The 14757-nt window shown below is 58.3% G+C and carries 15 protein-coding genes; 2 read left to right on the top strand and 13 right to left on the bottom strand.

From position 1 onward, the window contains the following. Window positions 1–7: 7 nt before the first annotated feature. From DK871_RS18110 to DK871_RS18170, 13 genes are all read right to left on the bottom strand, one after another. Window positions 8–1306, bottom strand: coding sequence for an FAD-dependent oxidoreductase (locus tag DK871_RS18110; RefSeq protein WP_161906156.1), 1299 nt, complete (start codon window positions 1304–1306; stop codon window positions 8–10). Next, on the bottom strand, window positions 1303–1878 hold the full coding sequence (locus DK871_RS18115; RefSeq protein ID WP_161906157.1) for a cytochrome c: 576 nt from the start codon (window positions 1876–1878) through the stop codon (window positions 1303–1305). The genes DK871_RS18110 and DK871_RS18115 overlap by 4 nt, the downstream gene beginning before the upstream one ends. A gap of 33 nt (window positions 1879–1911) precedes the next feature. Beyond that, window positions 1912–2370: a hypothetical protein gene (locus DK871_RS18120; RefSeq protein WP_218581463.1), complete on the bottom strand. Its 459-nt coding sequence runs from the start codon at window positions 2368–2370 to the stop codon at window positions 1912–1914. Window positions 2371–2463: 93 nt separating this feature from the next. Continuing rightward, window positions 2464–3078, bottom strand: coding sequence for a class I SAM-dependent methyltransferase (locus tag DK871_RS18125; protein WP_161906159.1), 615 nt, complete (start codon window positions 3076–3078; stop codon window positions 2464–2466). 12 nt (window positions 3079–3090) lie between these two features. Beyond that, on the bottom strand, window positions 3091–3651 hold the full coding sequence (locus tag DK871_RS18130) for a hypothetical protein (protein ID WP_161906160.1): 561 nt from the start codon (window positions 3649–3651) through the stop codon (window positions 3091–3093). Further along, window positions 3648–4442 (bottom strand): hypothetical protein, encoded by a 795-nt coding sequence (locus DK871_RS18135; protein WP_161906161.1) that lies wholly within the window; start codon window positions 4440–4442, stop codon window positions 3648–3650. The genes DK871_RS18130 and DK871_RS18135 overlap by 4 nt, the downstream gene beginning before the upstream one ends. Window positions 4443–4465: 23 nt before the next feature. Next, entirely contained in the window at window positions 4466–7282 is a 2817-nt protein-coding gene (locus DK871_RS18140; RefSeq protein ID WP_161906162.1) for a hypothetical protein, read from the bottom strand. After that, complete coding sequence (locus DK871_RS18145) at window positions 7279–8064, bottom strand: hypothetical protein (RefSeq protein WP_161906163.1); 786 nt, start codon at window positions 8062–8064, stop codon at window positions 7279–7281. Before DK871_RS18145 ends, DK871_RS18140 begins: the two co-directional genes overlap by 4 nt. Next, window positions 8061–9452 carry an MBL fold metallo-hydrolase gene (locus DK871_RS18150; RefSeq protein ID WP_161906164.1) on the bottom strand — a complete coding sequence of 464 codons (1392 nt, stop codon included), beginning with the start codon at window positions 9450–9452 and terminating at the stop codon, window positions 8061–8063. The genes DK871_RS18145 and DK871_RS18150 overlap by 4 nt, the downstream gene beginning before the upstream one ends. Beyond that, entirely contained in the window at window positions 9449–10921 is a 1473-nt protein-coding gene (locus DK871_RS18155; RefSeq protein ID WP_161906165.1) for an MBL fold metallo-hydrolase, read from the bottom strand. The genes DK871_RS18150 and DK871_RS18155 overlap by 4 nt, the downstream gene beginning before the upstream one ends. 86 nt (window positions 10922–11007) lie before the next feature. Next, window positions 11008–11169, bottom strand: a complete 162-nt coding sequence (locus tag DK871_RS18160) for a hypothetical protein (protein WP_161906166.1) — start codon at window positions 11167–11169, stop codon at window positions 11008–11010. Between the two features lie 186 nt (window positions 11170–11355). Beyond that, a complete protein-coding gene (locus DK871_RS18165) occupies window positions 11356–12027 on the bottom strand; it encodes a dTMP kinase (RefSeq protein WP_161906167.1) in 672 nt (223 codons plus the stop codon). Between the two features lie 126 nt (window positions 12028–12153). Then, window positions 12154–13881 (bottom strand): hydrogenase maturation protein, encoded by a 1728-nt coding sequence (locus DK871_RS18170; protein WP_161906168.1) that lies wholly within the window; start codon window positions 13879–13881, stop codon window positions 12154–12156. 217 nt (window positions 13882–14098) lie between these two features. Here DK871_RS18170 and DK871_RS18175 point away from each other — a divergent pair, with 217 nt between their 5' ends. Together DK871_RS18175 and DK871_RS18180 are read left to right on the top strand one after the other, a co-directional pair. After that, the gene (locus DK871_RS18175) at window positions 14099–14326 is read left to right on the top strand and encodes a hypothetical protein (protein ID WP_161906169.1); all 228 of its coding nucleotides are present in this window, start codon (window positions 14099–14101) and stop codon (window positions 14324–14326) included. Between the two features lie 56 nt (window positions 14327–14382). Continuing rightward, window positions 14383–14643 carry a metallothionein gene (locus DK871_RS18180; RefSeq protein WP_178116063.1) on the top strand — a complete coding sequence of 87 codons (261 nt, stop codon included), beginning with the start codon at window positions 14383–14385 and terminating at the stop codon, window positions 14641–14643. Window positions 14644–14757: the final 114 nt, after the last annotated feature.

Below are 14757 nucleotides of genomic sequence, written 5' to 3' on the forward strand. Positions count from 1 at the left end.
CGTTGGCCTAGCCAAACGCCTCTTTGACCAAGCTGTCGAACATACTGTAGGCCGACAGCGCTTCACGACGGTAATCCTCGTCGTTGGCGTCCAGGGGTGTGACCCGCAAGGTTTGGATCTCGATGATATTGCTGACTGCGTCATGCTGGTACTGAAGCAGCACCGAGATACCGTAGTTGTCGCCACACAGGCTGTAGCAGACATTCATATACTGCGGCTTGAGCAGCGCCAGGCCGTGCATCTGGCTATGGATGGCCAAGGCACAGACCCTGGCCTGGCAGGTCGCGGCGAATGCAGACTTGGGTAGTTTCTCGGCGTAGGCCGCGTCACCGATTACATGCACGCCCGGTACTAACAGGGATTCCAGGGTCTGGGTGTTGACCGGACACCAGCCATGTTCGGCAGCAAGACCGTTGTAGCGTGAAAAATCATCAGCCTGCTGGGGCGCAATGATGTTGATCACTTGGCCACTGACCGGACCTCCCTCGGTCAGCAGTTGCCCTTTAGCTTCGTCGAAACCTTGCACGGTCCCGCCCTGCAAAGCGCCGATCCACTGGATGTTGGCTGTCTCGGTGCCATAGCCATAGAAGCGTTTCCAGGCCTGCTCGAATTGTGCTTGCTTGGCGAACTTCGGCTTGGCGTCCAGGATGACCACGCGTGAATCGGGCTTGTGGGTCTTCAGATAATCGGCAATCAGGCTCGCCCGTTCATAAGGTCCGGGCGGGCAGCGATAGTCGTCCACGGGGACGGAGATCAGCACGTTGCCGCCGTTGGGCATTGCCTCCAGTTGCTGTCGAAGCAGGCGCAGTTGCTCGCCGCCGCCCCAAGCATGAGGTACACGCTGTGCCACCGCCTCGCTGTAACCAGCGATGCTGTCGTACTTATAGCCTATGCCCGTGGCTACTACGCAACGGTCATAGCCGAGCAACGAACCGTCGGCGAGCGTCACCTGCTTTCGTTTGGCATCGATCAAGTGTGCTTTTTGATGGATCACCTCGATCCCCTCGGCGCATAACTGCTCGTAACCAAAGATCAGGGTTTTTTCGTCCCTCTTGCCTACCAGGTATTCGGCCCCCAGTGGACAACAGTGATACTGTCGGCCGGGCTCGACCAGCGTGATACCGACCTTACTGTCCAGACGCCTGAGTGTACGAGCGAAAGTCGCACCGGCAAAACCGCCGCCGATCACCACTACTCGGTAAGAAGGGGGCGCTGCAGGCATCGCGGTGCTCGCCAGGGCCTGGATTGAAGAAGCGCCGATGCCGGTGGCCAGCCACTTGAGCAGTAGCCTTCGTTGTGGGTTCATCGGCATAAAGCCTCCTGCGGGCAACCTTGCAGATAACCTAGCAACTGCTGTAACTCCTCCCCTTTGAGGGCGGACATCGCACTGGCCATCTCTCTTGGCATCGTTCGTTGGCCCGAGGCCATATCTTTCAGCACGCCTTCCATATACTGCGCATTTTGACCTCTCAGATACGGCGTATTCGCCTGCCGCTCATGGCAACTGGAACAGTGTTGAACGTAAAGCCCCTCCCCTTGCTCAAAAATCTTGGGCATCGCCGTTCCCGGCGAATCTTTCGACAGGCCGCTGTAATACTTGGCGAGCTGCCGCAGTGTCGGGTCGTCGTATCCTTCCATCGCCCGATTCATGATGGTGCCCTTGAGCGTCCCGTCGCGATAAGCCGCTAGGGTCTTGTACAAATAGGCCTCGGGCTGGCCGGCCAGCGAAGGAATCGCCCCCGGCGTACGCTGCCCTTCAAAACCGTGACAGTTGATACAACCGTTGCTCAACATGAAGGGTTCGCCACGATTGCCTGCTTGCAGGTCTTGAACCACAAAAACTAGGCCGATAAGCAACGACCCGATGACCACGCGCATAGGCTGGATTCTCTCTGTTCTTTGTCGGTCGTTTTACTCGGTGAGCACGTTGCTCATATACACCTTGGTGTGGCGCAGGTACTCCTTGGGAATGTGGTAACCGCCGTAAGCTTTCACATGGCCGTCGATGTAGCCGTTCATGGCCTCGCGTGAAGCAAATATCTGCTTGGCCCGCTCAAAAGTCGCCGGGTCTCGGTAGATCATCAGGTGGATCAACGGCTCGCCCAGTTCGGTGGGGATCAGGTTGATCACCTTGACTCCGTCCTTCGATTTACCGGCATAGGTCTGCATGTACGCAGCCTGAGAGGTGACGAAGGAATTCAGGAACGCCTCCTCCTGGCCCTTGGGGGGCTCGAAAATGATGGTCATTGCCTTGCTGGTGGAAGTTGCAGCCGGAGCCCCGGCTGTCTGGGCCTCAGTTTGAGCCCATGCTTGGCTGCCAAAAAAACATAGAAGGCTGATCAATCCAAGACGTGCTGTGAGCTTGTTCATCGCTATCACCGTTATCGTAACTAATGGCTTATTTTTTCTGTCCGGCCAGGCACGTTAGGCGAGCAGGCCCAGATAGTGGTCTTGAGGTTTTTTCTATTTGTGCAATACGACTGAAATCATTCGCCCGTCCAGCTCCGCCGTGGGGTTGGCGGTATCTCTGGGGGCAACCTGCACCGAGCTGATTTCCACTCGGCGATAATGTTCGAACATCACTCGCTGGTACTCCAGCGGTAGCAAGGGTCGGATGCAGAACAGGGCCAGACGCCCTCCATCGCCAAGTAGCGACTGTGCGGCGAACTTGAGGAACCTGAGGTTCTCGTCGTCAACTGCCGCCATGTCGTCGGCGAACGGATCGAAGAAGATTGCTGAATAACGCTGGGGCCTAGTGTCTAGCTGTTGCCAGTAGCCTGAGTGCAACTCAATGTTCGTACGTGCGCCTTTCCAGCGCTCGGCCTGGAGCAGCACTTGGGGGTGGGGTTCGACAATGGTATGGGACGCCGGGCCGAACTCCTGCAGAATGCTGGCCGAGATGCCCATGCCGAAGCCGATTTCCAGCAGATGGTCATCGGGCGTGAGGTTTAGGTCCTCGACCATCCTACGAATCAGTGGCCTCTCCCACTCATGCATGACGTAGTCATCGCCGATGCGCAGCGAGTCGCCTGTGTAAACCGCTTCTGTCGCCAAATAGTCCTTGCGTTGCGGGTCCATGAACACTCCTTTTCACTTCACTATTTTCAATTCGGGCCTGCCGATGAAGGCTTGCGCCGGCGTTACATTTGATTTCAGCAGCAGGGTCTGGAACCCGCCCTTGAACGGGACCCTGGCAAGGATCGCGATACTCAGCTCTTCGAGGTACAGCGAAAAGCCCTGGAGCGTCTGCAGGGGCAGACCGGCAAGTACGGCGTAAGCGATTTCCAGCAACAACTGGTCGAGATAGATCACGAGGGTTCGTTCGCTGTACCGACGGACAATCGCTTCCAGTTCGAGGGCGAGCGCATGAAACAGCGTATTTAGGCTCTGGCTGCCGTTACGACCGGCGTAAGGGTCGAACAACCAGTCCATCTTGCGGGCTCCATGCACCTGCTGCGGGTCGTAGTACTCCTGCTCGAAGACCAGCGCCTGGATCTTCAGGTTGCCAGCCAGCTCCAGCACCGGGGCGTAGCAAGCTGAGCGGCCGGTCAGTACTAGCAGGTCGCCGTGTGCCCGCTGTAGCGTCTGTAGATGGCTTTGCAATAAAGCCTCGTCGACCTGGCGCGCACGGCGCATGAGGATCACATTCATCTCTTCGAGTTCCTGAAGCCAGCCTCGCAGGCCGCCAATGCCTCGATATGCTGTGTACGGGTAGCGCCGACAATACAAGCGTCGACCTGGCGATGATGAAAGGCGTAGTCCAGCGCAGGCTCCAAAGGAATATCTCCACCCGCCAGGCAATGCACGGCGTAAAGTCGGGACCGGGCCTTGATCTGACGTAAATAACCCGCGTAGCTTGGGCACTGCATATTCAGAAGGTTGACCGGCACCGCAGCGCCGGCGAACGGTCGTTCTCTCAACACCTGCAGGAAGCCAGCGCTGGGATGAAACCCCAGAAGAATCCGCGAGGCTGTCGGAATGGCCGCCTCCATCTGTCGCAGGATCGTCTCAAGCAACCCGTATTGCTGTTGCGCGAGCAGGATGTCCAGCCAGTCGCCACCCAGGGTCACCAAACCGGGCTTGCAGCACCGAGTGATTTCGAGGTCTTCGGCTATTTGTTGCGCATCGGCGGTGAAGGTATAGCCACGTGCGGTGTAGTAGTACGCCGGGTTTGCCTGGACCTGACGGACACTGACGCCCTGCCCCGTTGCCTGCTCGGTCACCCGCAGAAGAAACCGCGAATGATAGATATGTCGCGTTCGCGGGCCGCCGGCCAAGGCATTGCTGACGGCCTTGGCTGTGGGCCAGTCGCCGCTCGCCATGCCCAGGCTGGAAGTGGCCAATACCCGGCGCGCGATCCCCTCGACCTGCTGTGCCGAGTAGGGGCTGCCGTAACGTTTGAGAAACCCCCGGTCACCCAGGTACAGAATCGGCTCATCCATGAGTATTTCCTTGCATCGGGCAATCAGCGAGTCAGCTCGTCCAGCTCGATGTTATGTTCCAGTCGGCAACGATGATCCACCAGCACCAGGGTATTGCCGCTTCGCTCGACATAACGGTGCAACGCCTGCACATGCTCCGGCAGTTGATCAGCATGCAAAGCGCTGAACGGCTCATCCAGCAACAACAGACAGTGGCGGTCTTGCGATAACGCACTCAGCCAGGTATGCATCCAGTTGCTTGCCCCTGGCTCATCGCCGAGCAGCGCCAGGGCTTCACGGTCCAGGTAATAGCGAGTTGATGTCGTCGCCTGCACCGCGCTCGGCTCCTCGATGACCACGTCGGTTATCCCGGCCACGCCCTTCAGGTAGTCGCTCTTGCCGGAGCCGGAGTGGCCCGATAACGAATACAGCCGGCCTCGCTGCAGGTTCAAGGCACGATAGGTGCGTTGAGCGATAAAGGGCGCGATGCTCAGGCTCTGCCCGGCAATCGTCACGGCCACCAAGCTTTTGGGCCGGGCAAAGTGTTGCAGGCGCGCCACGGACACCGACTGCGATTTGAAACCCGTGATGGCCAGAAATACATTGGCCAGGTCGGAACGAACCAATAGCAAGGCCGTGACCGCCAATACAAACGCTGAATCGCTCGTCCGGTAGAGGCTGCCCATCAGGACTACCAAGACAATCACCAGGTCGCTGAGCAACGCGCAACTGGCCGCTGTGACGGTGCGGGTGATCACGCTGCGCATGCGGGTGGTATAGAAATGCGTAAGCCCCTCGGCTAACGCTCTGCGCTGAGTGAGCGTCAGCCAGTCCCCCTGGCGTTCGAAACCCGCGCCACCGGCGCGGGAAATGGCAAACGCCACATGGGCCGAGCGCATCAGGGAGTCGAATCCCTTGACGCTCTCGATCCGGGTCCGATATAGCTCATTGATCGAGAGCCGGTACAACACCGCCAGCAACCCGCTGAACAGCAGCGCCACGGCGATGCCGAACAGGCCGAATCCCATCCACAAAGCCACGCCATTACACAGCAACAGCGCGATGATCCAGGCAATGTCGTGGGCATACCAGGCGATGCGTTCAAATGTCGTGGTGACATCGCGCGAAACGGTCTGCAGCGCATCGGCCAGCCCTGTAACTCGGATATCTCGCAGGCCATCGATGAATAAGCGGGAAAAGTGGCTGCGCAACAGATCCTCGATAAACAGTCCGGCAGCGATTCCTGCGCCTACCCCAGCTACGGCATACAACAGAACCTGCCAAGGCGAGAAACCTGCTTCTGGAAGCGTCAGGTTGGCTGCATAGCTCATCATCAGCGCTGGCACCAACAACATCAGAACACCCCAGCGACAGTGCTTGAAGAGATCGCCAAGGCTAAAACGCTCCGGCACCGACGCACCGTCCGGCACCGTCGAAACTGTACGCTCAGGGGCCTCCGTCGGCGCCCCCTGGCGCTGTGCTATCGCTCTTGCACACGATGGGCTGAAGCTAACCCAGGACAGGCGCTCCAAGGCCTCTTTGACTGCAAGGACAGCCGCGGCGTCCAGCACCGAGAAATCGTGGTCGATATTCAGGGTTCCATTCTGGACGCGGGCCAGAAACACCCCACGCAGCAATTGCAGACGCAGGCGCTGCCCGGCAGAGAGGTTGCTTCCATCCAGCTCGATGGGCAGTTGCATAACGTGCTGTGGGTCCGGCCCCAACTCAGGTACCAAGCGAATAGCGCCCAGTAACGCCTGCAGCTCCTCATGCTGGCTATCCAGCGGGCCAGGAATCAATTCGACCAGCGTCGCTGGCCATATCGGCCAGTCCGCATCGAACTCGATCACGCCAGGTGGCTGGTCGGCGGCAGCGGTTCGGGATACCGACTCCCCGGAGGAATGCTGATACAGGTCACTAAGCGCCTCCAGGGAGCGGCCGACGGCCTTGTAACTCACGTAGGCGCGGGGCAACGCGAGCACCGCCGCCAGCAACGGAATACTCAGCCAGAAAACTGCTCCATCCCAAACCGAGGCTGATTCGGAGGTACCCAGTAGCCCAAGCAATACAAAGGGGATCAAACGGCCGAAACCGATGATGTAGCTGTCGGCGCCACGCAGCAGCGTGTCCAGATTGCGAAGGTCACGTTCGCCCGCCAGGGTTCGCTCAATGCTCTGCAAGGCGCTCTGGTCCGTAAACTGCTTAAGCCACGGCCCCTTGCGCAACCACGCCGAACACTGTTCGATACGCTGTGCGGTCATATCCATGATTCGCCGGTAGTTACGGTCCGAGAGCCTGGAAAGCAGATAAGAAAGCGGCAGGAACATGCTGATCACCGCAACGGCCCAGAAGCCTGCGGTGCCAAAAATCAGCAACGCCAGCAGAACTGACAGCAGCAGGAAAATCGGAATAGCCAATAGGTTAATGCTAGTACCGATGCCATCTAGAATGACGCTGAAGTCCCGTGACACCACTCGTTCCAGCACCGCAACCTCTACATGGGCGTGCAGCTTGCGCACCAAAAGGCTCTCGAACTCGCGGCATAACCTCAGGCAGATATAACGCTCCAGATTGAGCTCGCTGACCACCAGCGAGAACGCACTGATGGCCAAGAACGCCAGGAGCACGATATCCCACAGCGCGGTATCGGCACCGCTTTGGGTGCTCACCAGCGTGCTAAGCGTGTAGATGAACAATAGTGGCACGCTGTATTGCAACAGTGACACCAGTACATAAGCGCCGGTCGCCCAGGGCGCAAGTCTGAAGGCCAGGCCGAAAAAGCCCGTGGGCAACGCTCCCCCTTCTGAGCGTGTGGTCGGCCGATAACGCAATGCTGGGGTAAAACAGTACATCCACTTCACGACAGGGCCTCCTCGCAGTACACCCGACCAGGCTCCATGGCCTGTACACGCTCCAGGCAGTCTTGGATTTTCTGTAGATCGTAGTAGTGGACGGGAATCTTTCTGCATGCGCAGTAACAGGCCACCCATTCCTCCAGGCTCCACGAACATGAAGGTGCCGCCCCCAGGAAGCGACTCAAGGACAAGATGTCGAACCACACGCTGCGCTGCAGGGAATGAGTCTCCAGGTCGAGGATACGCACGCCATCTGGCGTAACAAGCAGATGCTCCGGCTTGCCGTCACCGACGCTGATGCCCTGCAGGTCAAACGAGGGAAAACCACAGCAGGAAGACAGACAAGGATCGACGAATTCAGGGGTACTGTGATGCCCCATGACACGCTGGATATTCACCAGGGCCGTGGCATGCATTCCTGCATAGGCCTCGATCACTTCAGGCAGGTCGGCCAAACAGGGCAAACGGCCTTGGAGAAACTCCAGCACCAGTACCTGATGCCGCGAATCTTGATAGCGCACGCCAGCGATCGGCCCCGAGCGGAACAACAAGTAACCGCTGGTTTCAGCAGCATAGGCCGCTTTGTCGAAGTAACGCTTGATCACCACCTGCTCGCCCGAGGCCATGCACAGGCCTGAGCAAACCAGGGACTTCACCGACTGGCCGAGCACACGCAGAACCTGATAACGCCCGGCCAATAGCTCGGCAAGCGCCTGGTGCTGCAGCGCCACCTGATCTGCTGTGAGAAGTTTCAGATGCACGTGTTCAAACGTTCTGTGCCCGCTCATGACGCAGTCACCAGCGACTGTTCATAACTGCGCAAGGCGCGTCCATAGTCGACTTGCTCGTTGTAATACTCGAGCCAGAACGCCAGCGGACTGTCATAGCGATCGCACACATACCATTGCGATGCCGACAGATTGAGCAGTTCCCATATCTGCAACTCGCCGAGAATCAGTTGGCAAAAATCGCTATGGTCGACACGGATGCCGTAGGGATAACGTTTGATTGCGCCCGCGCCTTCGTCCGGCACCTCGACGAACTCGACCCTGGATACATCCAGCAGCCACTGCTGGCCGTCGCCGTCGTCTCGGGTTAGTTGCAGTACCACACGGCATTGGCCCAACGCGCGCCCCAGGTAATGACTCTGGGTCATCAGCATCTGGCCGTAGCGGGTAATCAGCCAGGTCCTGGCCATTTCGTCGAGATGGGCCTTAATTTGCGGTGTGTCGAGCGCGATCATTCGGCGTCGTCCTTTCGCCTGACGGGGTTCTGCCTGCTCCTTCGAAACGCAGATCCAGTCCGCCGGTTCACCAGGCCGTGCCGGCAACACGTCAAAGCTTTCGCCGGGTGCCAGTGAGTGCACCGCCCGCAACAACGATAGTTCGCTACAAATCTGCGCCAGCTCAAGGTTTGACCAGGGGTGGTGCATCTTGCCTAAGGGATCGTGATAACCATTGCCCGCGAGAATCAGGGTCGGCACTTGGTTCAGTCGGCGCATCGGCTTATGTACGATTTCGTCCAACAGTCGCAAGCCGGACACGCGGGTGTAGCGCTGGTCGGGCAGCGGTAACAGGTTGTCCAGGCCAACCGGACCTTGCGCACCGCTACTCTGGAAGTTATTGGTCATCACCATGACCTGCGGCCACGTAATGGCTGCGCTGTTGACATCGGCAAAGTAGGTGTCGGCGATACGGGTATCAGACTGGATGAAAACCGCTTCGCGGCCTTGGTGCTCGACATGCAGCGACGCCACGCGGCTGTCCCAGAACAGTACCTCGGTGCAGGGCATGTAAAAGCGCAGGCTCAACGCACCGATGACAAACTCGGTCTGAGTATCGACTCGCCGCACCTCGTAACCGCAGGCGTGTGCGATTGCTTCGGCCGCGCCGGGAAACAGTTCCGGGACGTAGACCACCTTGCGCTTGAGCAAATGCCCGTAATCCGTCGACAGGCGACGCAACGAGGCTGGGTGAAAGTGTTGCAGGTGCTCGGTGGTCAGGACGATGCCGTCCACCGCGGGCATGCGCTGCAAGTCGACATTGCGTGCCGGGACTATCGCGAACTGCCGGTCGATATCAGAACCGAAGCCATGACCCAGCACCGGGTCGATCAGCACGTGGCTATCGCCAGCCTGCAGCGACCAGCTTTCATGGCCAATCATTATCAGCTTCATGGGCACACCTCGAGCTTGCGCATGTTGCGCCTGATGATTTTCGCCAATAGCTGCGGGCTGCCGTTCTCGCCGTAGTAGCTGTAGAAAAATGGGATCAGGCCGTCAAAGATGCCGCCCTCGAACCAGGACTGGACCGAAACGCCTACGATGTCCCAGATCTGCAGGTCCCCCTCGACCATGCCGATGAAGTCCACAAGGGGCATGCATACGCCAAAAGGATACTGCGCCACCAGCGATTCGAGCTGGTTGTGCCTCTGAGCCTCGAACTGGCCGCTGATGAGGTTCAGCGCATAGCTGTCCTGACGCCCAAGGGCATGCGAGACAAAACTGAAAACGATTCTTTTCGGCCCGAGCTTTCGTCCCTTGTAGTGAGACATAGCCAACACCTTGCGTCCGGTAATGAACAGCATCAGGCTTTTCGCAAGGCGTTGCAGCTCGGCTTGCGCATGCAGCAACAGCTCTTCATACGCTTCGACGTTTTGCAGGTCCGGGCGTACCGAAGCAACTACCTCGACGGTTTTGCGTGCCTCGATGAACTGGTCCAGCTCCTCGATCAGCATGTTGTGCTGCACCGTGTTCACCTGGACCCAGTCGATAACACTTTGCTGGCAGGGCTCAGGGTCTAGAGCAAAAGCTTCGCCTGGCAGCAGGCCGACAATATTGGTGTCAAGGCTGAGCCGGTTAGCCAGTCGGCTCAATGTTGGTTGGTCGGAAAATGGAAATGCGGCGAACTCGCCCATGCGCTTGATGAACCCGCCGCCGCACAGGGCTATGTTCGCAGGTTGCACCGGAAAATCGTCCATATAGCTGGTCAGTACGGCGCTTAACACACCGATCCCCAGCGGACCAACCTTACGATTGCTGTCATTCGCATTCTTGCCCCAGTTTTCCAGGGACTGAAAGGCTCCCGGGGGCGATACCCTTGAGTTGTTCGAGACGATTACAAGCTTGGGCGGCGCCAGTCGGCCTTCGACGATATCGGTCTTGAAGACTTCGGACACCAGTGCGTCCACAGCAATGAAGATGCCATTGCTTGGCTGCTCCGCCTCCTCGATATGCACCTGTGTGACTCGGCTTTCCCAGAAGGCGGTCTTCGGATCCGCCGGGTAGAAGCGCAGGCTCAAGTCGCCGACCCGCATTGGCTCGGTGTCGTTGACTTGGCTAAGGCTGAACCCGAGGTCGCGGATACATTGCTTGACCGGTTCGACAATGGTCGCACCCACCACAAACCGGGCTGAACGAGGTAACAGATTCAGCGACTGGATGTCGAAATGATCGGAATGTTCGTGACTGAGGAAAATCAGGTCTATATCGGACAGTGCTGTGGCATCGACAGTACGTGGCGGGTAGATTTCGATCCGGTGTTCGTGAACCAGACCGAAGTCCTGACATAACAGCGGGTCAATCAGGATCCTGGTGCCTCCATGTTCCACAAGCCACGTTTGATGGCCGATAAAGATCGCCCTCATGTCCACCTCCCTGGTTGACAATTGAATACTCGTTACCCAAAAAAAGAAAAAGCAAGAAAGTCCTTTCTTGCTTTTTCGGGGTCAACTCAACGGTGGTATGCGCAGCTCGCCGCCTTGGTTTCGCAAGCGCGGGTCTTGGACTTCTTGATAGCGTCGCTCAAGACCTGCAACTCCTCTTTGCTGAAGAGCACTTTGTCGACGTCTTGATGGTTGGGTGCGGCCGCACCCTGCTGGATTTTCTGGTTCATGACTTGCTCCTTGTCTGGCTGTTTCCAGGTACGCCAAAAGCGCAACGGCGGCCTGTCCTGAACCAATATAACGGAGGAAACCGATTTTTCAAGAAAGAAACAGGTCTGGGGTAGTGACACGGTGGCATTTTTATGTATCAGCAAGAATTTGATACAAACAAGATGAAGACCACCGATCAGCCTCAGTCAGTCCATTTGCGAATAAGACAACGGCTTGTGATGCTGCTCGCCATTCGCGGCCTTCGTATCACTCTGCACTCGATAGATCTGCGAAACCACCCATCTAGTCGCCTCCTCAACCGTTCCTTCATTCCTGCAAAGAACCCAACCGTTATCGACGACAGCTTGCTCAAACGCCTCGGTACAAACGATCTGCTCCTCCAGCCTATGCATCACCGTACTGCTCAGCCCCCGTGGCCGCGCTGCCGCCCTGGCCCATGAAGTCTCGGCAGCGGTAACCACCCCGACATGCAGGTCTGGAACCCGCACCTGTCGATCAAGGTTCATTTGAAGAATGTCGGCAAACGGAATCAGCCGCCGAAACGCCGCATCTGACGGGTACCAGCGGTCCATCAGGATGATACTTCCAGGCGGCTGTTTAGGTAGCACATGCTGGGAGATCCAATGACGGCTCTCAGCAAAGCGTTCACACACCTCAATCTCTAAGTCCCGGCTGGGGCTTCTGGCAAGTTGGTTAACGAGGGCCATTGTTTCAGCCCTGTAGGGATCGCTTTTTCTTTCGCACAGTCGCACCACCTTTTGGTTGTCTGCCCTCAGTACTTTGGTGACAGCCTCCAACAGCGTGGTTTTGCCGGTTCCCTTGGGCCCATCCAGTGATACAAACAGTGCGCGATTCATTTCGATGACAGTCGGTTCTTTGCGAGCGCCGATAGTATCTCAAACGGCTGACACAGCCATGGCCTGGCCGTTGAAAGGTCCAGGCCTTGTGTGAGCTAGCTCCTCGCTACCGCCACTGTTGACCGATTACACGCTCGGCATCCGGCTTTGCGGCACGCCGGCCTCGCACCTCAACGCCCACGGCGCAATCAACCGCTGCGGGGTCTGGCAGGTTTTGCGTTTAAACACGAAGTTGCGGCATTTTTCGGCAAACTGCTGGCGATTTTCCACCATATCCAATCGCATCTGTGCCAGCTCCTGCTCGCGACAGCATTCAATTTGCTGAGCATCCAACGTGGCTTTACGTGTGCGTGCGTGAAGGTACTTATCATCGGTCAACGCACTGTCGGCCTGTTGCAAAAGCCACAAGCCAAATGCCTGTGGGCAACGCGGTCCGATGGCCTGGACCATGCCGTACTGCTGGGCCTGGATGGCACTGATGGGTAGGCATTCTTCAGTGAGTTTATGCGCGATTTCACTGCCTACGGCCCGTGGCAGGCTGTAGGTCCAGTATTCGGAGCCGTAGAGCCCCATGGTTTTGTAATGCGGGTTGAGCACCACACCTTCGCGGGCCAGTACCATGTCGGCGGCCAGCGCCAGCATCACGCCGCCTGCGCCTGCGCTGCCGGTCAGGCCGCTGATCACCAGTTGCCTGGCGGTGAGCAGCTCCAGGCATACATCGTCGATGGCTTGAATGTTGGCCCAGGCTTCCAGCCCCGGCACGTCGGCGGCCTGGATGACGTTGAGATGAACGCCATTGGAAAAGCTGCCGCGCCCGCCCTTGATCAGCAGCACATGGGTACTTCGCGCCTTGGCCCAGCGCAACGCAGCCACCAAACGCTGGCATTGTTCGGTGCTCATGGCGCCGTTATAGAACTCGAACGTCAGTTCGCCGATGTGGCCGAACTCTTGGTAGCGAATCGGTTGATAGACCCGCTCGTTGAACGGCTGGCAGGCGATTGAACTGTCCAGCACCGGCACGCCGGCCAACTGCTCAGCCAGAACATGCCGTGCCGGCCGCTTGAAGGGCTCTGGGCCTTTGGGTTTGAGCGAGCCGATCCACAGGCTGTGATCTCCAGCCGCTACCAGCACGGCGTCGTCCTGCACTGCGAGGATTTCCCCCGGGGTGCCCTGGCGGGCGTCCAAGTGCGCGTCGTAGAGGTAATATTGCCCGCCCAACAGGCTCGCCAACACGCCGGGCTGGCCATCGGCAGCGTCGATGCTGCGCTTGATAAAGCCTGCGCAATCGAACCAACTGAAGGTGCGGTCAGCCTGGGTCATGTTCGGCTGCAAGCGCCCGATGACGCTGGGTTGGGTGTAATCGAGCGGTGTCGGGACGAAGCCCTTGGCGAATTTCGCCACGACGTCACGGATGCAAACCATCGCGGCGTCGCTCACCAGGCCGTTGTACAGCTCGGATTTGCGCACCTGGGCGGGCATGTCGAACTCACAGGTGGACCAGATTGGCCCGGCGTCCATTTCCTCCACCGCTTGCAAGGCGGTGACGCCCCAACGGCGGGCCTGCTGGGTGATGGCCCAGTCCAGCGCACTGGCGCCACGGTCACCAACGATGCCCGGATGGATGATCACCACCGGGCGCCGCGGATGGCTCCATAGTTGGTGCGGCACACGGTCCTTCAGAAACGGGCAGATCACCAGGTCGGCGCCTGACGCCTCGACCTGCTGGCACACCGTGGCTTGATCGGTGAACACCACAACGCTGGGGTCGTGACCCGCCTGGCGCAGATCCAGCCAGGCCCGTTGGGTTAAACCGTTGAATGCCGATGATAACAACAGGATCTTCAGTGATCGCATGGCTGACTCTTCCTTGAGAATGTGCGACCAGAGCTGCTCGTTGAGCCGTCCCTGGCCATCGATAAGCACCCAAGGTTATAGAGCGAGCCAGCGTCCCCACCTGATCGAGATCAATAGATGAAAGCGGCTTATTTTTTCTGAATCACCGCGCAGCCAACTCATCAAACGAACATGCCCTGCTCGGGGGCGCCTTGTTAACCGTAACGGAGCCACGTTCATGTTCGAGAAACCGCATTACCTCATCAGTTTCATCCTCGACAACCAGCAACAAAGCCGCACGCTTGAGCACGATGCCGACACGCTGGACCCGCAATGGGCAGAGTCCCTGCTCAGACAGCGCTTTGCAGAGCTCAAGGACGCGAAATTGAGCGACGTCCAGGTGCAAAAGCGCAACAAGCCCGCGGATGAAGGCCATGACGTCCCCGGGCATTACCAGCAGCCCTGATTCGCGTATCAGAAACGTGCTGAACGTTCACCCATCACTGAATATTCGGAGGACCTATGAACCCGACAACTCAAGGTTTGCCCTGCGCCTGCCCAGGCTGCACTTGCCAGGTGACCGATGACACACGTCATCAGCGCAACGGCAAAGCCTACTGCAGCCAGGCATGCGCCGACTTGCACCCACAAGGTCAAGCGTGCCCCGGTGCCGATTGCCATTGCGAGTCGAATGTGAAGGTGCAAGACCGCGCCGTCAGCGATAGCCAGCTCGATGAGGCGATCGAAGAAACCTTTCCTGCGAGCGATCCCATATCGCCTTGATCCTTGAAACCACTATAAAACGGGGGCTGCATCGTGGTTCTACGGTCTTGCAGTTGACAGCCCCCGGCAAAACTCAACACGCTGCACTTCTCATCGCCCTGCCCTGAGGCTGCC

Source organism: Pseudomonas sp. L13 (assembly GCF_009935965.1).
Lineage (GTDB): Bacteria > Pseudomonadota > Gammaproteobacteria > Pseudomonadales > Pseudomonadaceae > Aquipseudomonas > Aquipseudomonas lactis.

Bases quoted from the DNA above. Each gene is read 5' to 3' on its own strand.
- DK871_RS18130 (WP_161906160.1), bottom strand. From the start codon at position 3,651: ATGAATGTGATCCTCATGCGCCGTGCGCGCCAGGTCGACGAGGCTTTA.
- DK871_RS18125 (WP_161906159.1), bottom strand. From the start codon at position 3,078: ATGGACCCGCAACGCAAGGACTATTTGGCGACAGAAGCGGTTTACACA.
- DK871_RS18115 (WP_161906157.1), bottom strand. From the start codon at position 1,878: ATGCGCGTGGTCATCGGGTCGTTGCTTATCGGCCTAGTTTTTGTGGTT.
- DK871_RS18175 (WP_161906169.1), top strand. From the start codon at position 14,099: ATGTTCGAGAAACCGCATTACCTCATCAGTTTCATCCTCGACAACCAG.
- DK871_RS18150 (WP_161906164.1), bottom strand. From the start codon at position 9,452: ATGAAGCTGATAATGATTGGCCATGAAAGCTGGTCGCTGCAGGCTGGC.
- DK871_RS18155 (WP_161906165.1), bottom strand. From the start codon at position 10,921: ATGAGGGCGATCTTTATCGGCCATCAAACGTGGCTTGTGGAACATGGA.
- DK871_RS18145 (WP_161906163.1), bottom strand. From the start codon at position 8,064: ATGAGCGGGCACAGAACGTTTGAACACGTGCATCTGAAACTTCTCACA.
- DK871_RS18170 (WP_161906168.1), bottom strand. From the start codon at position 13,881: ATGCGATCACTGAAGATCCTGTTGTTATCATCGGCATTCAACGGTTTA.
- DK871_RS18120 (WP_218581463.1), bottom strand. From the start codon at position 2,370: ATGAACAAGCTCACAGCACGTCTTGGATTGATCAGCCTTCTATGTTTT.
- DK871_RS18160 (WP_161906166.1), bottom strand. From the start codon at position 11,169: ATGAACCAGAAAATCCAGCAGGGTGCGGCCGCACCCAACCATCAAGAC.
- DK871_RS18180 (WP_178116063.1), top strand. From the start codon at position 14,383: ATGAACCCGACAACTCAAGGTTTGCCCTGCGCCTGCCCAGGCTGCACT.
- DK871_RS18165 (WP_161906167.1), bottom strand. From the start codon at position 12,027: ATGAATCGCGCACTGTTTGTATCACTGGATGGGCCCAAGGGAACCGGC.
- DK871_RS18135 (WP_161906161.1), bottom strand. From the start codon at position 4,442: ATGGATGAGCCGATTCTGTACCTGGGTGACCGGGGGTTTCTCAAACGT.
- DK871_RS18110 (WP_161906156.1), bottom strand. From the start codon at position 1,306: ATGAACCCACAACGAAGGCTACTGCTCAAGTGGCTGGCCACCGGCATC.